At 37.7% G+C, this 19,952-nt stretch carries 20 protein-coding genes; 12 read left to right on the forward strand and 8 right to left on the reverse strand.

The genetic code is table 11. The annotated features are described in order from the left end of the window. Positions 1-35: 35 nt before the first annotated feature. The 10 genes from I6E38_RS01450 to I6E38_RS01495 all read left to right on the forward strand — a co-directional run bounded on the left by I6E38_RS01450 (position 36) and on the right by I6E38_RS01495 (position 12,156). The gene (locus I6E38_RS01450; RefSeq protein ID WP_235392313.1) at positions 36-1,166 is read left to right on the forward strand and encodes an ATP-binding protein; all 1,131 of its coding nucleotides are present in this window, start codon (positions 36-38) and stop codon (positions 1,164-1,166) included. 513 nt (positions 1,167-1,679) lie between these two features. Then, a complete protein-coding gene (locus tag I6E38_RS01455) occupies positions 1,680-2,732 on the forward strand; it encodes a chain-length determining protein (RefSeq protein ID WP_235392314.1) in 1,053 nt (350 codons plus the stop codon). A gap of 11 nt (positions 2,733-2,743) precedes the next feature. Further along, a complete protein-coding gene (locus I6E38_RS01460; protein WP_235392315.1) occupies positions 2,744-4,258 on the forward strand; it encodes an MATE family efflux transporter in 1,515 nt (504 codons plus the stop codon). A gap of 5 nt (positions 4,259-4,263) precedes the next feature. Next, positions 4,264-5,190, forward strand: a complete 927-nt coding sequence (locus I6E38_RS01465; RefSeq protein ID WP_235392316.1) for an ATP-grasp fold amidoligase family protein — start codon at positions 4,264-4,266, stop codon at positions 5,188-5,190. Then, entirely contained in the window at positions 5,187-6,350 is a 1,164-nt protein-coding gene (locus I6E38_RS01470) for an O-antigen ligase family protein (RefSeq protein ID WP_235392317.1), read from the forward strand. Before I6E38_RS01465 ends, I6E38_RS01470 begins: the two co-directional genes overlap by 4 nt. Further along, positions 6,340-7,395: a glycosyltransferase family A protein gene (locus I6E38_RS01475; RefSeq protein ID WP_235392318.1), complete on the forward strand. Its 1,056-nt coding sequence runs from the start codon at positions 6,340-6,342 to the stop codon at positions 7,393-7,395. Before I6E38_RS01470 ends, I6E38_RS01475 begins: the two co-directional genes overlap by 11 nt. 7 nt (positions 7,396-7,402) lie before the next feature. Continuing rightward, positions 7,403-8,308, forward strand: a complete 906-nt coding sequence (locus tag I6E38_RS01480; RefSeq protein WP_235392319.1) for a glycosyltransferase family 2 protein — start codon at positions 7,403-7,405, stop codon at positions 8,306-8,308. A 6-nt stretch (positions 8,309-8,314) separates the two neighbouring features. Further along, complete coding sequence (locus tag I6E38_RS01485; RefSeq protein WP_235392320.1) at positions 8,315-9,406, forward strand: glycosyltransferase family 4 protein; 1,092 nt, start codon at positions 8,315-8,317, stop codon at positions 9,404-9,406. 251 nt (positions 9,407-9,657) lie between these two features. Further along, positions 9,658-11,364 carry a phosphoethanolamine transferase family protein gene (locus tag I6E38_RS01490; RefSeq protein ID WP_235392321.1) on the forward strand — a complete coding sequence of 569 codons (1,707 nt, stop codon included), beginning with the start codon at positions 9,658-9,660 and terminating at the stop codon, positions 11,362-11,364. Between the two features lie 36 nt (positions 11,365-11,400). Beyond that, on the forward strand, positions 11,401-12,156 hold the full coding sequence (locus I6E38_RS01495) for a glycosyltransferase family 2 protein (RefSeq protein ID WP_235392322.1): 756 nt from the start codon (positions 11,401-11,403) through the stop codon (positions 12,154-12,156). A gap of 85 nt (positions 12,157-12,241) precedes the next feature. Here the strand turns inward: I6E38_RS01495 and I6E38_RS01500 are convergent, their stop codons facing one another. Together I6E38_RS01500 and I6E38_RS01505 are read right to left on the reverse strand one after the other, a co-directional pair. Then, on the reverse strand, positions 12,242-13,690 hold the full coding sequence (locus I6E38_RS01500; RefSeq protein WP_235392323.1) for a glucosyltransferase domain-containing protein: 1,449 nt from the start codon (positions 13,688-13,690) through the stop codon (positions 12,242-12,244). 82 nt (positions 13,691-13,772) lie between these two features. Beyond that, positions 13,773-13,916 carry a hypothetical protein gene (locus tag I6E38_RS01505; RefSeq protein WP_235392324.1) on the reverse strand — a complete coding sequence of 48 codons (144 nt, stop codon included), beginning with the start codon at positions 13,914-13,916 and terminating at the stop codon, positions 13,773-13,775. A 150-nt stretch (positions 13,917-14,066) separates the two neighbouring features. On the opposite strand from I6E38_RS01505, the gene I6E38_RS01510 reads away from it, so the two are divergent. Further along, entirely contained in the window at positions 14,067-14,405 is a 339-nt protein-coding gene (locus tag I6E38_RS01510) for a DUF4325 domain-containing protein (protein WP_235392325.1), read from the forward strand. Between the two features lie 168 nt (positions 14,406-14,573). Here the strand turns inward: I6E38_RS01510 and I6E38_RS01515 are convergent, their stop codons facing one another. Genes I6E38_RS01515 through I6E38_RS01525 form a run of 3 tightly spaced genes read right to left on the reverse strand, consistent with a single transcriptional unit; the run spans position 14,574 to position 15,495 of the window. Further along, the gene (locus tag I6E38_RS01515; RefSeq protein WP_235392326.1) at positions 14,574-14,798 is read right to left on the reverse strand and encodes a hypothetical protein; all 225 of its coding nucleotides are present in this window, start codon (positions 14,796-14,798) and stop codon (positions 14,574-14,576) included. Then, on the reverse strand, positions 14,798-15,274 hold the full coding sequence (locus I6E38_RS01520) for a DUF3990 domain-containing protein (RefSeq protein WP_235392327.1): 477 nt from the start codon (positions 15,272-15,274) through the stop codon (positions 14,798-14,800). Before I6E38_RS01520 ends, I6E38_RS01515 begins: the two co-directional genes overlap by 1 nt. Next, positions 15,271-15,495 (reverse strand): DUF3791 domain-containing protein, encoded by a 225-nt coding sequence (locus tag I6E38_RS01525; RefSeq protein WP_235392328.1) that lies wholly within the window; start codon positions 15,493-15,495, stop codon positions 15,271-15,273. Before I6E38_RS01525 ends, I6E38_RS01520 begins: the two co-directional genes overlap by 4 nt. Positions 15,496-15,654: 159 nt before the next feature. Between I6E38_RS01525 and I6E38_RS01530 the strand changes: the two genes are divergently transcribed. After that, the gene (locus I6E38_RS01530) at positions 15,655-16,299 is read left to right on the forward strand and encodes a sugar transferase (protein WP_407936634.1); all 645 of its coding nucleotides are present in this window, start codon (positions 15,655-15,657) and stop codon (positions 16,297-16,299) included. Between the two features lie 211 nt (positions 16,300-16,510). On the opposite strand, the gene I6E38_RS01535 is transcribed toward I6E38_RS01530, so the two are convergent. The 3 genes from I6E38_RS01535 to I6E38_RS01545 all read right to left on the reverse strand — a co-directional run bounded on the left by I6E38_RS01535 (position 16,511) and on the right by I6E38_RS01545 (position 19,846). Continuing rightward, positions 16,511-17,464 (reverse strand): Rpn family recombination-promoting nuclease/putative transposase, encoded by a 954-nt coding sequence (locus I6E38_RS01535; RefSeq protein WP_235392330.1) that lies wholly within the window; start codon positions 17,462-17,464, stop codon positions 16,511-16,513. A 316-nt stretch (positions 17,465-17,780) separates the two neighbouring features. After that, positions 17,781-18,257 (reverse strand): lipocalin-like domain-containing protein, encoded by a 477-nt coding sequence (locus tag I6E38_RS01540; protein ID WP_235392331.1) that lies wholly within the window; start codon positions 18,255-18,257, stop codon positions 17,781-17,783. 2 nt (positions 18,258-18,259) lie between these two features. Next, positions 18,260-19,846: a capsule assembly Wzi family protein gene (locus tag I6E38_RS01545; RefSeq protein WP_235392332.1), complete on the reverse strand. Its 1,587-nt coding sequence runs from the start codon at positions 19,844-19,846 to the stop codon at positions 18,260-18,262. Between the last annotated feature and the right edge of the window lie 106 nt (positions 19,847-19,952).

Here is a 19,952-nt window from a genome sequence, read left to right on the forward strand (position 1 = left end):
CGGCAATGTTTATTTAATAGAATGTAAATAAAGATATGCAAGAAAGAAGATTGCCGTTAGGCATACAGGACTTTGAGGAGCTGCGTAAGGGAAACTATCTTTACGTGGACAAGACCGATATGGTGTGGGCTGTGGCTAACAACCGCAAATACAATTACCTCAGTCGCCCTCGTCGTTTCGGCAAATCACTTTTTGCGTCTACTTTGAAATGCTATTTCGAAGGCAGAAAGGAATTGTTTGATGGTCTCAAGATAATGTCCATTGAGAAAGAATGGATTGTGCGTCCAGTCATATATTTAAGTATGAGTTTAGGAGGCTCCGATGCTCAATCGTTGAAGGAATATCTCAACGAACGTTTGAGTTATTACGAGTCTGTATATGGAAAGGTACAATCCGAGCAATCATTGGGCAATCGTTTTAATGGTGTGATTCGTCGTGCGTACGAAAAGTCTGGAGTACAGATAGCTGTAATAGTAGACGAGTATGACGTGCCGTTGCAGCATACGTACGATACTGATCAGCATGAGGAATGTCGAACTATATATCGTGATTTCTTTACAGGGTTGAAAGATTTTGGCTATTGTATAAAATGTGTCTTCATAACAGGCATTACTAAGTTTACGCAGATAAGCCTGTTTAGTACTTTGAATACTATTGCCAATATAAGCTTTGACGAATCGTTGGCTGCCGTTTGCGGTATCACGTATAGTGAATTGACAGACAATTTTCAGAATGAGATAAAGAGATTGGCTGACAAATGCAATATGAGCGAAGAGGCGACAATCAATGAGATGCAATCCTTGTACGACGGTTATCACTTTGCCTCCAACATGTTGAATGTGTACAATCCCTATAGTGTGTTGTCGGCATTCTCTCGTGGACGTCTTAATTCTTATTGGATAGCATCAGGTTCTAACGAGATGTTATTTAAGGTGTTGAAGAAGTTCGCCAAGGATATCCCCATGCTCGATGGTTGTCTTATTGATGCCGACTATCTGGAAGAGAGCGATGTGAATATGATTGACCCGAAGCTGTTCCTCTATCAAGCGGGCTATCTGACAATAAAGTCAGTAGATGGTAATACTTATGTTTTGGGCTATCCGAATCGTGAGGTGAAAGAGGCTGTTCAAAACTCGACATTACGCCGACTCTTATGCTGCTTCTGATAAAAGAGTGATTTGTTTGGCTCTTGAATTCGGAAGAGATAGCAGAGGACTGGAACGATGGGCTGTCATATAATAAAAAAGTATGTAAACAAGCCAAAGAACATTTCTATAGTAACCATAAAAATTGCATTATTATGTCGGTAGAGAAATTGAATACAATGAATGAGCGTATGCAAAGTGAATTGGACAAGTTGTGGAATTCTGGCTCATGGAGTGAAGAAAAACTCGAAGCAATGAAAACCGAACATTTGCGTACCTCATACTAGGAGGATAGATGTTTCTTCGCTTATGGAGCATGTAACATAAAAGTATGTAAACAAGCCAAAGAACGCTGGGGCATTGCAAAGGTAATAACTGGCGCAAGGGAAAGCAAGGGAAAGAGAATTTAGTAGTAATAAAAAGTGGAGATTGGAATTTCTTGAATGCTGAATATAAGTATTCGTATGCAGTGTTTTATGTTTATTAATTCCATTTCCTATAGCAGTTAACCATATAGTAAGAAAAATAGACATAATGGAAAATAATAACAATGAGGTGATAGACCTAAGAGTGGTTTTCAAGAAGATAATGGACAATAAAATGTTATACTTTAAGGTAATGCCAATAGTATTCGTTTTATCTTGTGCATATATATTGTGTATACCTCGTACATATACATCAAGTCTTAGTCTTGCTCCTGAGGTAAATAATGGTTCTGGTCTTGGTGGATCCATTGGTTCGATAGCATCATCATTTGGTTTCGACCTTAGTAGCATGGAAACATCCGATGCCATAAATCCGATGCTCTATCCTGATTTGATGGAAGACAATGGGTTTGTTGTTGGTTTATTCGATATAAAGTTAGCATCTGCTGATGGCGAAATAAAATGCAACTACTACGACTATCTTACCAAGTATCAAGATAAACCTTTTTGGTCGAAAGGAATAAATAGTATAAAGAGATTTTTTGCTGAGAAAGAAACATCAATAAAAGGTGCTTCTAAAAACAGCCCTTATATGCTTTCGAAGAAACAAAATGATATTGCTGAGATTATTCGTAAAGATATAACCATCAGCATTGATAAGAAAACTGCAGTCATTACTATTACAGCCAAAGCGCAAGATCCTTTGATTTGCAAAACTCTTGCAGATTCTGTAAAAGAGCGTCTACAAGTATTCATTACCAATTACCGTACAAGAAAATCGCGTGTAGATGAAGAATATTATAAGAATTTAGTTGCCGAAGCTAAACATGAATATGAAAAAGCTCGCCAGTTATATGGCTCATACGCAGATGCCAATACCGATTTGCAACTTATAAGTTTCCGTTCTAAGCAAGAAGACTTGGAGAACGATATGCAACTGAAATACAATGCCTACAGCACTATGATGACCCAATATCAAGCAGCTAAGGCAAAAGTACAGGAACGTACTCCAGTCTTCACCATAGTTAAAGGAGCTGCTGTTCCAATTAAGGCATCTGGTCCAAAGAGAATGATATTTGTTATTGGTATGTGTATACTTGCATTCCTAGGAATTACAATATATATACTTAAAAACAATATTAAAAGATTTTTTATACAATAAACATCTAATAGATGGATACTAATAAAAGAATAATAGTAAATACATTAGCACAACATATAAGAGCAATAGTGAACATACTAATGTCATTATTTGCAACTCGTTATATATTGCTAGCATTGGGAAATTCTGACTTTGGAATATTTTCATTGATAGGAAGCACTGTTGCTATGTTAGGATTCATAACTAATGCTTTGGTTGTAACGACCCAACGTCATCTGTCTTATTGTCATGGAGCCAATAAAATAGATAATATACGAATCGTATTTTCTAATAGTCTTTTCGTCCATATAATTATCAGCATTGCATTAATTATAGTCCTATCATTGATAGAGCCATTGTTATTTAGTGGATTCTTAGAAATAAACAGTGACAGGATTTTTGTTGCCAAATATGTATATTTTATAGTTGTAACAATGTTAGTATTATCGATACTGACATCACCGTTTAGAGCTTTGTTTATAGCGCGCGAAAATATAGTATACATTTCTTTTATCGATATTTTGGATGGCATCATTCGACTTGGACTTGCAATAACACTTCTTTATATAAATATCGATAAGCTACTCACATATGCATGGATGATGCTTTCAATTTCAGTTTTTAATTTGTTAGCATTTTCTATTTATGCAAAAAAACATTTTATAGAAACATGCCTATACCCACATAGAAAAGATATAAGCAAAGATGTTATTATCAAAATACTTGATTTCGCAGGTTGGACTTTCTATAGTACTGGATGTATTATAGGAAGGAACCAGGGAATGGCAATAGTATTGAACGCTTTCTTTGGTACAATTATAAACACAGCTTATGGAATAGCATCACAGATATCTAATTCTGTACAGTTCATTTCTCAAGCTATCATCAATGCAATGAGTCCACAAATTATAAAAGCAGAAGGCAATAAAGAAAGAAGCCGTATGCTTTCCCTTTCTGAAGTATCATGCAAGTATTCTTTTCTACTTTTGGCTATTATTGTAATACCGACTTGTTTTGAGATGCCCTCTATTCTATCAATATGGCTTGGATCAATTCCTGAACATACCGTATTCATAAGTAGACTTTTACTAATTTCCGCATTGGTAGATCAGACTTCCATGGGATTGGGTATTGCTAATCAAGCAATAGGAAACATACGTAACTATTCTATTGTCATCAACACAATAAAAATAATAACTTTACCTGTAATATACATATTATTACATATGGGATATGAAATACAACAATCAATGTGGATGTACCTTGCTATAGAAGCTGTTTGTTCAATAACTCGTATCCCTTTCCTAAAATATTCAGCTGGACTCTCGGTCAAACATTACACCACAAAAGTACTATTAAGGATTTCTATTCCTACAGTATTTATTGTTGTAATATGTTTTCTAAGCACTAGTATAAATGCTGGTAATTGGCGTTTTCTATTGACATATATATTGTCAATGTTAATTGGAGCAATATCTATATGGGTAACAGCTTTAACTCGTAAAGAAAAGGAGATATCATTACAAATGATAAAAATTAAAAGATAAACAATATGAATATTATTATAAAAAAACTATTAGGAAAATGGTATACACCTATTCAGAATCATATATTTAAAATCATAGGTAAACTATCATCAAAAGCACTTGTTTCTATTCAGTACAAAAGAGCTTTTAAACATGCTTTAAATTGGCAGAATCCAAAAGACATCAATGAAAAAATAAATTGGCTAAAGTTCAAGTCAAACACTGAGGTTTGGACTAAACTTGCCGATAAATATCTCGTTAGAGAACATATTGCAAAAATGGGATTTGCAAATATGCTCGTAAAACTTTATGGCAAATGGGAAAGGCCTGAAGATATAGATTGGCATGCATTACCTGAAAAATTCATCATGAAAACCAACAATGGTAGTGGTGAAGTTTTCATTTGTAATGATAAGTCAGTCATAAACACTGATGAATGGACAACACGTTTCAAAAAGATGTTCTCTGTACATTTTGGTGACACAATGGGTGAACCGCACTACAACAAGATCCCGCCATGTATTATTGCGGAGGAATTGTTAGACATAAAAAAGCAACCAATAACAACATCATCATTGATTGACTATAAAATATGGTCTTTTAACGGGGAACCAGCATATATATGGGTCTGCTACAATCGAACAACCACATCTGTAGAAGTTGGCGTATATGATTTGGATTGGAATTTTCATCCGGAATATTCAATTTCGACTCCACATTATAAATTAGCAAAAACTCCATTGCCACGTCCTAAATCTCTTGATAAGATGCTTAAAGCAGCATCTGTCTTGTCAAAAGGATTTCCTGAGTTACGTGTAGATTTATATGAAGTAGATAACAAACCATATTTTGGAGAACTAACTTTTACCTCTGCAGGAGGTTTTAATGATTTCTACACACCTGAGTTTCTAAAGATATTAGGAGACCTCACTATTATTAAAGATAATATATGATTGATAAAATAAAAACACCATTCATAATTCAAGTAAGTATACTGACTTTACTTATCTTAAATGTCAGTATAAGTTTTACTGTGTTTGAATTTCTACAAGGATGCTCTTTTATAGTATGGGGGCTATGCTGTATATCGTTCTTGGGATTAAGTTTGCTTTTTATCAAGAAACCTTATATAACTTACCTCGATGCTTGTGTTCTGATATACCTAATTGTAATAATTGTATCAACATTTATTAATGGTACGGATTTAAAAACAGCATTATACCGTTCAGTCGAATTAATATTATTAATGTTGGTATACAACCAATGGGAGAAGCCAAGCGTTGTAGCAAAGACTTTTGCTATAGTGTTGTCATTGTGCGCATATTTAAATCTTCTAATAATGATAATTTTTCCAGACTGGATGTTTGCTGCTAAAGATACTTTTGATAGTCATTTACTTGGCGGCAACTATAATCAGATTGGAAGTAGACTTATATTCGCACTTACTCTAACAATATTCTGTTTTCGTTTTAGCAAATGGTGGATTGTAAATTTTATTTTCCTTTCTGCCACTTCTATAGCAATATTAGCACTTGTAGGATCCATGACATCTTTGTCATGTATTATCTTATTCATACTTTTTTGTTTAATTCCATCTGTGAAAATTCAGAAATTTTGTCTAATATGCTTCTTTTTTTTCTATCTCATATTTCAATTTGGCGTTTGTTTTAATGGAGAAGGACTTCATAATAACAAGATGGCAGTGTATATTATTGAAGATGTTTTGGGTAAAGATATTACTTTTACCAATCGTACACAGCTTTGGGATGCAGCGGGCAGAAAATTTGTAGAATCACCAATATTAGGATATGGATATGTTGATAGGGAATGGTATCTTGCAGAGATGGATTCTTCTGCCATAGGTCCTCATAATTTTATATATAGTATATTACTAAATGGTGGGCTAACTCTAATAGCGATATTACTATTATCTATTGTTGTTATGTTCCGACGGTTAATCGGATATATTGACAAGACTGCCACTATTGTTCTTATGGGAACTTGTGTCTTCCTTTTTATGTCAACTATGGAGGTATATCCTTTATTTTACTTTTTCGGTTTTATATATACTTTATATTACTACCCTTCCATAAATTTAAAAAATGATGAATAATACTTTAAATAACCTCACATTAACATCCCCAACTCTGTCTATTGTGATACCTTTCTTCAATAAGAAAGTATTGACAGGAAAAATGATAGACAGCATCATTGCAAACAAATTCACTTCATGGGAATTGCTTGCCATAGATGATGGTTCAAGCCAAGAAACATTAGATTACTTAAAGAAATATGAAGTCTATGATAACATACAGATTATACATAGAAATATAGAACCAAAAGGTGCCCAGACGTGTAGAAATATAGGTCTTCAGAAAGCCCGTGGAGAATATATTGTTTTTTTTGACTCAGATGATTATATTACACCAACATGTTTAGGAACAAGAGTTACAGAAATTACCAGACGTCCCGATTTGGACTTTATGGTATTTCCTTCTGCTACTTTAGTAGAGGACTACTTTAATGCTGATGCAAAAGATTACATATTTGGCTATAAGGTTTACAAAGATGATATTAAGGCTTTCGCACGAAGAGAGCTCCCATTTATCGTATGGTCAAATATATATCGTACCGCATCTATACGCAGAAATTCACTAGAATGGGATACCAATCTGTTATCTCTACAAGACGCAGATTTCAACCTTCTTGCAATATTGAAAGGTCTGAAATATGACTATTGCAAGACCAAAGCCGATTATGGTTACAGGATATTCTATTGCAATGATTCTGTATCAAAGCGAATTTGTTCATCAGAACATTTTAGCAGTCATATATATGCATCAGAAAAGTTCTTTAAGTATCTAAGACTACATTTTGGGCACAAATATGATACAGCTGTATTCCAGGGCGTTTTAAATCTTTATAACAACATTTTCACTGATGGGGTAGATATAAACTATGCTAAACAAATGGTTGAATGTGTAAAAAGATACCATAAATTATATGGAACTCTGTTACAGATACAGATTGCAATAACAGAAGTACTCGGGCTTTTTTTATCTCAAAAACGAGCACGACAAATACCTATGGTACCATATCTTCTTACTTTTATTATAAGAAAGAAAATGACTAGAATGAAAATAAAACCAATTATGTAACATTAACATGAAACGCTTATCAATAATCATAGTAACCTACAACTCCGAACACGACATTTACGATTGTGTTAGTTCGATAATGAAATATTCAGACATTCCTTTGTCTGAGCTCGAACTTATCATTGTTGACAATAATAGTCGCGATACCGATACCATGTTTGAGAAACTGAAAGAACTATATGGCAATGACATTGTATTGATAAAAAATACCCATAATGGTGGTTATGGTCAAGGCAATAACGTTGGTATCAAGAAGGCTACAGCTCCCGTGATTCTCATCATGAATCCTGATGTGCGTCTCATAGAGCCAATATTCAAGACAACAGTTGAAGCCTTTGAGCAAGACTCCAAACTGGCTATGTATGGCATGAAGCAGATGCTAACCCCTACCATACCAAGCACCAACTCTTTTACATGCACTTACGCTATAAACGGATATATACAGACAATAATGTCGTCTGTATGCAACCGCTATGACCTCTATATCGCAAAATACATGCATTTTTCTGGTTCTTGTTTCTATATTCGTAAGCAAATGTTTGAGCATGCAGGACTTTTCGATGAGTCGGTTTTTATGTATGGCGAAGAAGAAGACATACATTACCGTATGTGGAAACTTGGCTATACAAAGATGGTATACAACCACAATCTCCATTATATTCACATGGTGAAAGATCGTAAGCCAGACCTTAAATACGAATTAAAGCTAATTGATGTGGCTGTATTTCAGAATGAGAAGAAAGGAATCACTGCTATTGGTATTTTGAAAAACAGAATGCGAAATACCAATCTTCTAATAGCTCGTTGCAAACTAAATGCATTTTTAGGTAAAGGCGATAATGGTTTGCAAGAAATGCTTATAGATTTAAAGGCAGCAATTAAGCATAGAATGAATACAATACTTAATAAATAACACTTTATGAAAAAGGCTTTATTGATATACTTCAAAGATTTCAATGTCGCAAATGATGGGGGAAGCCTTGTAAATAAGCGTAATGCAGAAATGGCAATGCAAATTCTTGGTAAAGAGAATGTTGATTGTTATTTCATCAATGATAATAAAAAACGTAGTGTATTTTCGTTAATATCTTCTGCATTTCTTTTTCCATTTGGCTATTTTAATGGTTTGACTCCTAGTAAGGTTAAAGCGATAATAAAAATGTCGGCCAATTACGACTATATTTTAATAAATACAAGTCTTTTTGGTATAATAGCCAAGAAGTTAAAAGAGAGTGGATATAAAGGAAAAGTTATAAGTTTCTTCCACAATATAGAGAGAGAGTATTATGAAGCAAGAGTGAGCAAGAAGTTACCTTTTAGAAATATCGTTATTGATTGTGCTGCTAAGAATGACGAATACAGTATAATGTATGCAAATGTCTCCATCGGTTTATGTGAAAGGGATTGCAATATCCTGCGTAAGGAATATGGTAAAAAGTTTGATACAATAGTTCCTGTAACTTTTGATGATAAGTGTGACGGAAGAGTTTGTGACAAGCAAATTCTTACAAACCAAAAGCCTAAGTGTTATTTCATAGGAAGTAACTTTCCAGCCAACTCTGAAGGACTTTTATGGTTTGTGAAGAATGTATTGCCATATGTAAATGTCAATTTTAAGGTAGTAGGTAAAGATATGGATTTGTTAAAGAATTCTGAACCTTGTCTTAAGGATGTACCTGTTTTCTCCAACGTACCAGACCTATCTAAATATTTCGAAGAAGCTGACTTCATGATATTCCCAATATTTTCTGGTAGCGGTATGAAGGTAAAAACATGCGAAGCTTTGATGTATGGTAAAAATATCTTAGGTTCTACCGAAACATTTGAAGGTTATGATCTTGATACCTCGTCTTGTGGACGACTCTGTAACACAGCAAAAGAATATATAGATGCTATAAAGTATTTCGCAGAGAATCCAGTTCCAAGATACAACGTATACTCACGTTTTGTCTTTGAAACAAAATATTCAAATGCCTTTGCCTTAAAGGTTTTTGAGGAGTTGTTCCAATAAAAACGTCAATAGCGGTAGTTAGCATATAACATCTATTCTAGGCGTTTTTTCTCTCCGCACAATATTGGTGTGAATAAAGCTATGGGGCAATACGTTGCTTTTTGAGAGTTTATGCTTTTGTTGGTTAGTTGCCGGAACTCCGAATATAAAAAACTCGTTGTACGTCCTTCTATGGATGAATAACGAGTTTTAATTGTTGCAAATACAATATATAATGAGTCTTAGCGTTAAGTAGTTAGTTTGTAATATATATGAAACAGTTATTAACACTTAAGATTAATGTCGTTGTCATGGCAACATACGTTGTCATGTTCATGATACCAGAACTACTTGTACTGGAAGATTTGCATTGGTGGGCACCATATATATCGGTGCCTTTTAATTTGGTTGTATATACTGCACTCTCATGGTTTTGCTGCACGCTCTTTGCACTAATGGGACGTAAGGCTAATGCTATTGCTCATGTAGTTTTGCATGCTGTGGTAGCACTTTATGTGCTGTCAGACATATTTCTCTTTGTTTTTTTTAGTCGACATTGGGATGTATATACCGTGCAATTCCTTTGTGAAACAAATGGTCGCGAGGCTAGCGAGTTTGTGAACAACTTTGTATTCAGTTTCCGTACTCTATCGATGGTGGTTTCTGCAGCTGGCTTCTTTATCTTGGAATGGTGGATTAGCCGCAAGGTAAAACTGATTAATGCGTGGCCCAAACGCGCTCTGTTTAGGATTGCATGGTCGGTATGCTTGGCTGTGGTGGCTGTACATGTTGCATATTTCTCACCCGATGTAGAACGTAACTATAAGTTTGTACACAAATTTCCTTCGCCTATCAAGTTCAATGACATATGGCAGACTATGCAGTCGATACTGATGTATAAGCAGCAGGAGCAAGACTATAAACGCTGTGCTACCTCGTTGGCCAATTACAAAGAACAGCCGGTATGCAGAGATTCTACTGCTGATTTCGTGCTAATTATCGGTGAATCATTCAATCGTCACATGAGCAACCTCTATGATGGTAGATGGAATACCAATCCTCTGCTTATAGAAAGGAAGAAACAAGGACGATTGTTCTTGTTTGATGATGTAACGGCTACAAGTAATGGAACATCGGTGGTGTTTCGCTATCTTTTATCAATGAATAGTCGTCGCGACAAGAATGCATGGTATGAGAGTCCAATGTTGCCATTGATAATGAGGCGTTGTGGATGGAATGTAACCTTTTATGGCAACCAATTTGTGGTGAGCGATCAGCTTGATGAGAATGATGCTGCTATGGGATTTCTAAATGTTCCATTGGTAGCTAAAGCTCTCTTTGACAATCGCAATAATCGCACATTTAGTTATGACCTCGGCTTGGTGGCCGATTATTCCACACATCGTAATCAATTAGAAACAAAGCATCGTAACTTCGTGATATTCCATCTGTATGGACAGTATATGCCCGCAAAGGAACGTTATCCGAAGGAATTTGCTAAATTTACTCCTGATAATATCAATCGCCCTGAACTCAGCAAGGTTCAGTGTAACGATGTTGCACATTATCTAAATGCAACACTCTACAACGACCTTGTGGTAGATAGCATCATCAGGATGTTTGATAATCGTAACGCTGTAGTACTATATCTATCCGACCATGGTGAGGAGGTACACAACTTCCGCAACCAATATGGTCGTACAGACATCAACATGGCTTGTCGCGAATCGTATGTTCCGCAGTTTGATATTCCTTTTATGGTGTATCTTACTCCGAGTTATGCCAAAGAGCATCCGGAATTGGCAACTCGCCTTGAGGCAGCTCGACATCGAAGATTCTCAAACGATGACACTCCGCAAGTTATATGCGATATACTTGGAGTGCAGTCTGCCTTTGTACGTCTGCAGCATAGCTTCATCAACGATAGCTATATAGCTCCTCGCCATAGATTAATCACAAAGGATAAATACTATGACTAAAAGAAATAAGTCATAATAGTAATAAAAAAGTATTTTATGCACAAAGAATTAGTTTCTATTATTATGCCAATGCACAACTCCGCCAAATATGTTGGCGAAGCGATAACATCTGTCATCAATCAAACCTATGATAATTGGGAACTGCTTGTTATTGACGATGCATCAAAAGATAATTCTTGTGATATTGTGCGTGAATACATAAAACGAGATAATAGAATACGTCTTCTATTCAATGACAACCATACCGGGCGCCCTTCTTCTCCGCGTAATATGGGTGTGAACAATGCTAAAGGTAGATACATTGCATTCCTCGATAGTGATGACATGTGGCTTCCAAAAAAAATGGAACAACAGATACCTCTATTTGATGATGATAATGTTGCTATAGTATATAGTAACTACGAGAAGATGGATGAAGACGGACAACGTGCCAACAGAATAGTTAAAGCACCTGCTACGGCTACATACAATATGTTGTTGTCGGGCAATGTCATTGGCAATCTTACAGGTGTCTACGACCAGAAGAAGGTTGGCAAAATAGAGTTCCTTGATATCCATCACGAAGACTATGTGTTGTGGTTATCAATACTTAAGAAAGGTTTTATTGCCAAGAATACTAACACCACAACTGCAGCCTACAGAATAGTTTGCAATTCTATTTCTGCCAATAAACTTCAAGTGTTGCCATGGCAATGGAAAATATACCGTGATATTGAACATTTGAGTTTGCTGCGTTCTGTCTGTCATTTTGTAAATTATGCTATTAAGGCTTTTCTAAAGAGTAAGATTTAAATTGAATAGAGAGTCTTCGCTATAGTTATGGAAATGCGTATCCGCAATGCAAAATATACTAGCACTGAGGATACGCTTATACTATTTATCGTCTTTGTTTGCGTGTATGGGTTTTTCCTGAGTATGTTTTTATACTTATCACTCTTACATGATTGTCTTTGACAATCCAGATAGCATTGTATGTCGAATCTTTATGTGTATAAATATGAAGGTGTCTTTTTAAGTCTTCTATTTTTATGATATGATACGATACTATTTGGGGATTCTCTAAATCAAAATAGAGACGAGTACCTTTTCCTGAATCCCAACAATTCCTTCCGTTTGTTTGGAAAACGGAATAAATAGGTATTTGGTTGTCGCAGTCAAGAATACATACTTTATTAGGAATATTTTTGGATTGTGATACAGCAGACGATACTCTCTCGTTCGCAATACGTCCGTTTTTGTATATATAGTAACCTTTATGTATAAACACAAAAATTCCGAATAAGAATGTTAAGGCAATTAAAGCTAATTCTTTCTTGCCCCAATTGGCTTCTTTTGTTAGGATACCAATGGATAATGCAATTATCCATAGTGATGGATAAACGTGCATCTCACCAGGATGTTCCATTATTAAATGTGGTGAGGTTATTGCTATTATTGAGAGAACTAGTGGAATGAATATTCTGAGGTTCTCTTTCTTTACTGTCTTTTTTATTATTATAAATATGAATATAACTGAAATTAATGCAGTTGTAAAAACGATGATATAATTGTGTTCTATAAATAAAGCAATAGTGTCTATTACGGAGATGGCAGATCCGACAATCATACATAAACCTGCAATGCAATTAAGCCCCAATTGTGGTGTATAACGGCTATAACCATTCTCTATACTATCAGATGGAACATTGAGGTAGATTCTTATACATGCATAAATCAATATGATGACAATTGATATGCAATATGGTTTTATAAGTGAAGTATAATCTTTCTTGTTTATATAATCTTTATTATTATGACATTTTTCTATTACCAAACTTAATAATGGTGTGACAGCAAACCACGCTATACCACTTTCTTTTGAAAATAATGACAGTGTGATAAAAACATAAGTCCAAAACTTATGATGTTTATATAATAATAAAGAGCTAATACCAAACGCTAAACAAAGGGCTTGGTTTATAGAATCTATTGAGTATGTTGTTGCTACTAAAGCTGGTGATAGCATAAATATAGCAATGGCTATGGATTTTGTATATCCTTTGACATTGCTATAGTTCAAAATTTTTATTAAGCCAAATGATGAATAGGCAAAACAAATAAGGACTAATAAGTGATTTAGAAAAGGAAATGCATCTACATATTTTCCCATCATAATACCCCATAAAGCATCTATAGGACGCCAAAAACTTCCATTGGGAAGAAATGATTCTACATCCATCATTTTGTGAGGAGAAGACAAATAATAAAAGTCATCATAAACAGGGAGTATAAAGAATGCTCCAATTGATAGTATTGCCGAAATTGCAATTATTGTTTTGTTTCTCATTGCTTTATTCGTTTTTTATTTAGTATAAGTTGGGTTGTAGTAGAGTTCTATTTTGCTATGTAGATACTAATCAAAAACATAATTAGTTTTCTAATATTCCGCAAGATTTGAGCATAGCATCAACATTGCTAAGGTCTACTGCTTCTGTAATTTGCGCTCCGTTCTTTATAGAAGCAATATGCTCCATTGCCTCTTTTATTGCTTCTAATGTTTCTTTCTTTGACATTGTCTTTTCTTATTTGTTATGCTTTGCTGCAAAAGTACAACTTTGTTTTGAATCGGCAATGTTAACTGGAAAAAAGGTTATCTGTCTCTGCAATAAATCTGTATTGTCTCGTTATATATTATATAAGGTGTAATTCTACGAAATGAAGTCATGGAAAAGAACATTAAAGTTTTAGACCTATTAGGTCCGGATATTCGTTACCGTAGCAATGCAGGAGCGATTGAGAAAATCATCAAAGAATCAGATAATGCAAAGTGCGTTATTGATATGGAGGGTGTGGAGTTTATTTCTCGCTCTTTTGCTGATGAATTGCTTGAAATTTGCAAAAAGTCTTTTTCTGTAATCGTAAATACACATGGGGTTGCTGACACCATAATAAAAATAGTCAGTAAGAGTAGAAGTAAAAGTAGAGTGAAACATAAGGGAGCGGTAAAGGTCATCAAGCTACATGATATGGCAAGTCTTGATTTGTATTTCTCTACTTTCTGATTTAGGATAAAAATGTAGTCCTTTTGCCTTGCAGAAGGAGTCCTTTTGATTAAGCAGAAAAAGTATATTGAATATACCTCGCAAAGTATATTCAATATACTTGCCTATATAATATATATTACTTCGCCAACGAATACGTATTACTTCGCCTTTGAATACGTATTCAATTTATTTTGACTTCCCCGTTATTAGTTCGTTGAGCAAGAAATCGTAGACATAACGTGGACTCTGATAATATAACGCTGTTTTGTCGTCAATCAACCGTAAATAGGTCTCTGAGTTGATGACGATGTCAAGTGCTTCGGTCATTGTCGAAGCCTTGCCGCTTTCAAAGAGCAGTATGGCAAGCTTTGTTACCATATCGTCTTTCATTATTTCTTTATCATTTTTCATTATTTTATTCTCTTTAATATTGAAAGGGCTTTTTCTGTTCCGAAAAAGTACTGTATTGTCAAGCCCTTCATGTATTTTAATTTGCAGACGAGTGTCGGAAGATCTATCAATTGATTTTCGTATTTCCACAATTGTACACCTACGCGGTCGTTGGCAATCGGACCTATTACGATGTCGTAGTCGTGTATCGACAGAGGGGTGGGGGTGTTACGGTTGGCAAGAATAAATTCAGCCCATTGTTTGCTGTAATCGTCAAAATGGAGCGTGTGCATTTCCTTGATTTCTGCTTCATCTACTTCAAACTCCATTACGATTGGTGTACCTTCTTGTTGTTGCTCTGTCTTTATTTTAGCCATTTTAAGAGCCTGTTCGAAGTCGGGTGACAGATAGAACCCTTGTCCGAAATCTTTGTTTGGTTTTGATTTGTGCAAATCAATTTCATCAAACATTATATTGGTGCCGTGATACAGTCTCATGCAATGCCTCCTCCCAATTTATGGCAGTATTGTGTTAGGTCGTCTACTGCTGATACGAACGATTGTGTATGTAGATAGTCGTAATGCTGCTCTACAAAGTTTATGCCTTTGTAACGCAGCAGATAGTTGAAGGCTTGTTTTAGTGTAAGACCATGCCGTTTGCCAAATTCTGTGAGGAATATCACAGTCCATTCTATTTTGTCTTTTATGTTGTATTCCATAAGCTTTGCGTTTTATGCAAATTTACTACTTTGTTTTGTATTGGCAATAATAAATGATGAAAAGTTTTTCGTGTAATTGTGTATACAAAGTTTATGTCTTGTCTTTTTACAATATTTTTGTAAAACGTCGTTATTATATATAATCAAGATTAATACTTAATGAATATATCGAAGATACTAAATATGGAAGATACATACGTATACGACGGAATGAACGAGGTTGAGAGAAATGTAAAGCGCATTTTTGACTTTATTGTAGCCTTTGTAGCACTGATAGTTTTCTCGCCACTTTTCATTATTTGTTATTTTGCCGTGAAGCACGAGGATGGCGGACCTGCCATATTCAAGCAGGAGCGCATTGGTCGTTTCGGCAGACCGTTTTATATATATAAGTTTCGTAGTATGCGTGTAGATGCCGAAAAGAATGGTCCGGCACTCTATCAGCATGAGCGCGATACTCGTATGACAAAAGTGGGTCGTTTCTTGCGTGTGCACCATCTTGACGAGTTGCCACAGTTGTGGAATGTTGTGCGAGGTGATATGTCGTTTATTGGTCCGCGACCGGAGCGTAATTTCTATATCGATCAGATTATGAAACTCGACCCTCGCTATGCTTATCTTTATCAGATACGTCCGGGCGTGACATCATACGCCACGCTGTATAATGGATATACGGACACGATGGAAAAAATGCTAAAGCGTCTGGAGCTTGACTTGTATTACCTGAAGCACCGCTCCTGGTGGTTTGACATCACGATACTGTTCAAGACGTTTGTCAACCTGGCTATAGGAAAGAAGTTTTAGGGCTGCGATGAGGGTCTTAGTCACGAATTACCATGAATTATTCACGAATTACCATTATTAATGTTAAGTGTTAAATGGTGAATGTTAAATTCGTGGGTAAATTCACGGGTAATTCACGATAATTCGTGACAACGTTTTTTAATGTTAAGTGTTAAATGTTGAATGTTAAATTCGTGGGTAAACTCAACATTCAACATTCAAAACTCAACATTCACAGATGCTGTATGTCAGATTCTTGCAATCCCGTGGCTTGCATGATTTGTTCTTTGCTCATTCCCATTGCCTTCAATTGTCTGGCTATTTCTAATGAACGCTCAGCTCTGCCTTCAACTAAACCCGCAGCCCTGCCTTCAACTAAACCCGCAGCTCTGCCTTCGGCATGTCCTTCAGTGTAGCCGTCGTCGTGACTTGTATCGAAGAGGCTGCGCATATGTCTTACTGATTCCATATAGCGTTCGTATGCCCGGCGTTCATTGTCGGGTAGAGAGTCTACTCTTAGCTGTTTGCGTGCTTCGGCAAGTCCGGCAGCTTTGGTGTTGTCGTCAATCTTGCCAGTCTTCAGAAACTCTATCCACTCATCGAGTGGCGTTGTGGCTATCTTGTCAAAGTCATTTACGCGTAGGATGTAATATTCTGGGAACAGTTCTCCGGCATCTTTACGCTTTTCAAGTTTTGCTTCACTGATGCCAAGGAATTTCTCGCTTTGCTTTGCAGAAAGTTTTAATAGGTCGTGGGGAGCGTGCAGTCCTTTGAATTCTGTCTTGCCATGATATACGTAGTCTTTGCCTTGACCTAATTCGAAATATACGATGTTGATGGAGTATATCTTGCGCACCTTGTCGTAGCTGTCGCCTTTGTCGATGTATTCGGTTATGGCTTTTGACACTCCGTAGAGCATGCGGTGGAAGTAGGTTATCTCATGGCTGTTTTGTATTTCAATGATTATCAGCTCGCCGTCTTCATCTTCTGCCAATATATCGACACGGTTGTACTTGTCAAGCAGGTCTTCTTGGTTGCCTTCGCTCTCAAGAAAGTGCTTGATTACTATCTTCTTGCCAATCAGCGACAAGAGCAGACCTTCCAATACTGCATGGTTGGTCTTGTTGCGAAGCAGGCGTTTCATAGCCCAGTCAAATCTGACGTACTTGTCGTAATATAATGCCATGGGTTTTCCTCCTTAATGTTTGTTATTCTGCTGTAAAGATACACAAAATATTGTGTAGCGCAAAACAATATTTTGTTATTGTCACGAATTACCACGAATTATTCACGAATTATTGTAGGAGGTTATGGCGACCCCACCATGAGCTGAGCAAGCAAACTGTGCTTTAATGATCACAATTCACGGACAATTCACGATAATTCGTGACAATGCACAACAATAAATTCAAAATTCCATAATTCTTCATGGCAGGCGTTAGCCGCCAACAACTCAACATTCAATATTCAAAACTCAACATTCACGAATGTTATTCGTGTTCTTAGAATTTCTTGAATTTCAGACGTAGCTTTTCTGTTGACAGTATCATGCGGTTGCCGTTGAGTGCTTCCTTCTTGAAGTGCTCGGGCAGGGCGTTGATGCCCAGTTGGCGCAGGTTGTTGTCGATGGCTTCAACGGGAATGTCGCCGCCCTGCTCGTGGTTGGGATTGTCCTCATGACCGTGGTCGAGGTATATCTTGGTGACGTGGAGGCTGTCGTGGGTCTGGTTGAAGCGCAGATAGTAGGCGCCAATGCTGCCATTGGAACTGTCTTTTATGTACATCAGGTCTTTCTGTACTCCCCAGAACACGTAGCCCGAGGAGTAGTCGGTGGTGCCGCCAGTGGCGAGAGTGTCAATACGCTCCAGATGCCAGAAGCCGTCGAGAGGTCCGTTGTCGCTTGTCTCGACATTGCATGATGCGAGCAGAAAGGGTGTGGCGAGCGCAGCCAGCAGGCTTTTGATAGTCGGTTGTTTCATATTTATTTTATCAATCCCGTTTTACTTATTGTTATCTGTCCACCGGCATTGTGACCGAACATCTGTCGGCTACCGAAGTCCATGGCGTAGGCAGCAGTGAGTTTCCAGCCCTTGTTGAAGCGATAGGATGTTTCGGCGAGGAAACTGAAGTTTTGGTGCTTGCTGTTGAAGGGTATGTCGTAGGTACCCCAACCTTCCTGATAGGTAGCCAAGGCACGATAGGCGAGGCGAGTGGTTGGAGTGCCGTCAATGCCGAGATGCCACGCCACGAAGCGGTTGTTGTAGATATATAATTGTCCGTTGGTGTTGTATATGGGCGATCGGTAGAGCGGATTACCTATAACCTGACCCCAATGTTGCCAACCTGGATAGATGCCGTGGTTGTAATAGTTGTCGATGCCGGCTATCTGGTCGCTGATGTTCTGCGTGTGGTCGTGGTTGTAGGGGCCGCTTTGGTATTTGGTGTAGATGTATTCGGCTACGACGTGGCGCAACCATCGTCCGTACTTCAGTTCCAGTTCGCCGCCCAGCATGATGTCCTTAAGGTCGTAGAGGAAGTAGCGGCGATGGATGCGCTTGTTCCAGTCGTTGCCTGAGCCGTAGCCGTTGTTATTGATAAGGAACATTTGGCTGTGATCTTCAAAGAAGTGGTCGGCATATAGGGAGAATCGCCATAGCTCGCGGTCGTAGTTGACGCGCATAAGCCAGCTGCCCACTATGTTGCCCTCGTTGTTGGCATACATTCCGTCGGTAGCGTCCTGACCGCCAGGAAAGAATGCGTGCCAGAAACTTTTCAGTCCGTGATTGGTAGGTATGGGTTGCATTGTGCCGTCGTTGGAGGGACGATATGGTGTGCCGCCAAACAGTGTAGCCATTTCCAGTCCGAGTTCTACGGATAGAGGGAAGGTGGAGTATTCGTTGCCAATCTTCAGATATCCGGCCTTGGAGTGATAGAGTACGTGGTCAGCATATTTAGATTGACGGTTTGTGAAGTCGTGCTGCCAAGCGTCGTCGGTCATCATGCCATAGGCTATATGGCCCTTCAGGTGCAGCCAACCGCCTCCGAAGGGCAACTGCCAGTATTCTGGCAGGGCGATACGTACTTGTGGAACGGGACGTGCATTGATGCCCAGCGTCTGCGAACCCGAACTGAGTGTCTGGTTTTTCAATTGCAAGGGCCACTCCTTGGCTCCTGCTGTAATCACACCGTGCAACCATCGTGCCTCGACATAAGCCTGCTGCAACACGACGTTGCTGGTATAGTGAAGTGGAACTGCCACATCGGCGCAATAGCCTATAGCCCATCGTCGTGCCGAGTCGGCAGACAACGGTCGCATAACGGCAGCACGAACATATCCGTTCGTTTTGTCGAGTGAACTAAGACCATAGCGGTTGGCGTTGAGCCACAGAGGTGTCTGTCCCTTAGACAGCGTGGCTTGTGTCTCAACAAGATAGTTTATGGATGAAGTGAGGTGGGGTTTGGAAGGCTCGCGGTCGGTCTCTTGCCAGGCATATTGCGCATGAGTGATAGCGGGAAATAATGCTATAAGAAGAGCAAAAAGGCGAAAGACGGTATGGCAGTGGGTCATCAATTGAATATCTTAAATTTGATATTTAGTTAATCCCTACCCCCTAAGCTAACAAAGCATACCACTCCCCTCCCTACGGGGGAGGGGCCGGGGGTAGGGCTTTGTG

It is taken from the genome of Leyella stercorea (assembly GCF_021531355.1).
Taxonomy (GTDB): domain Bacteria; phylum Bacteroidota; class Bacteroidia; order Bacteroidales; family Bacteroidaceae; genus Prevotella.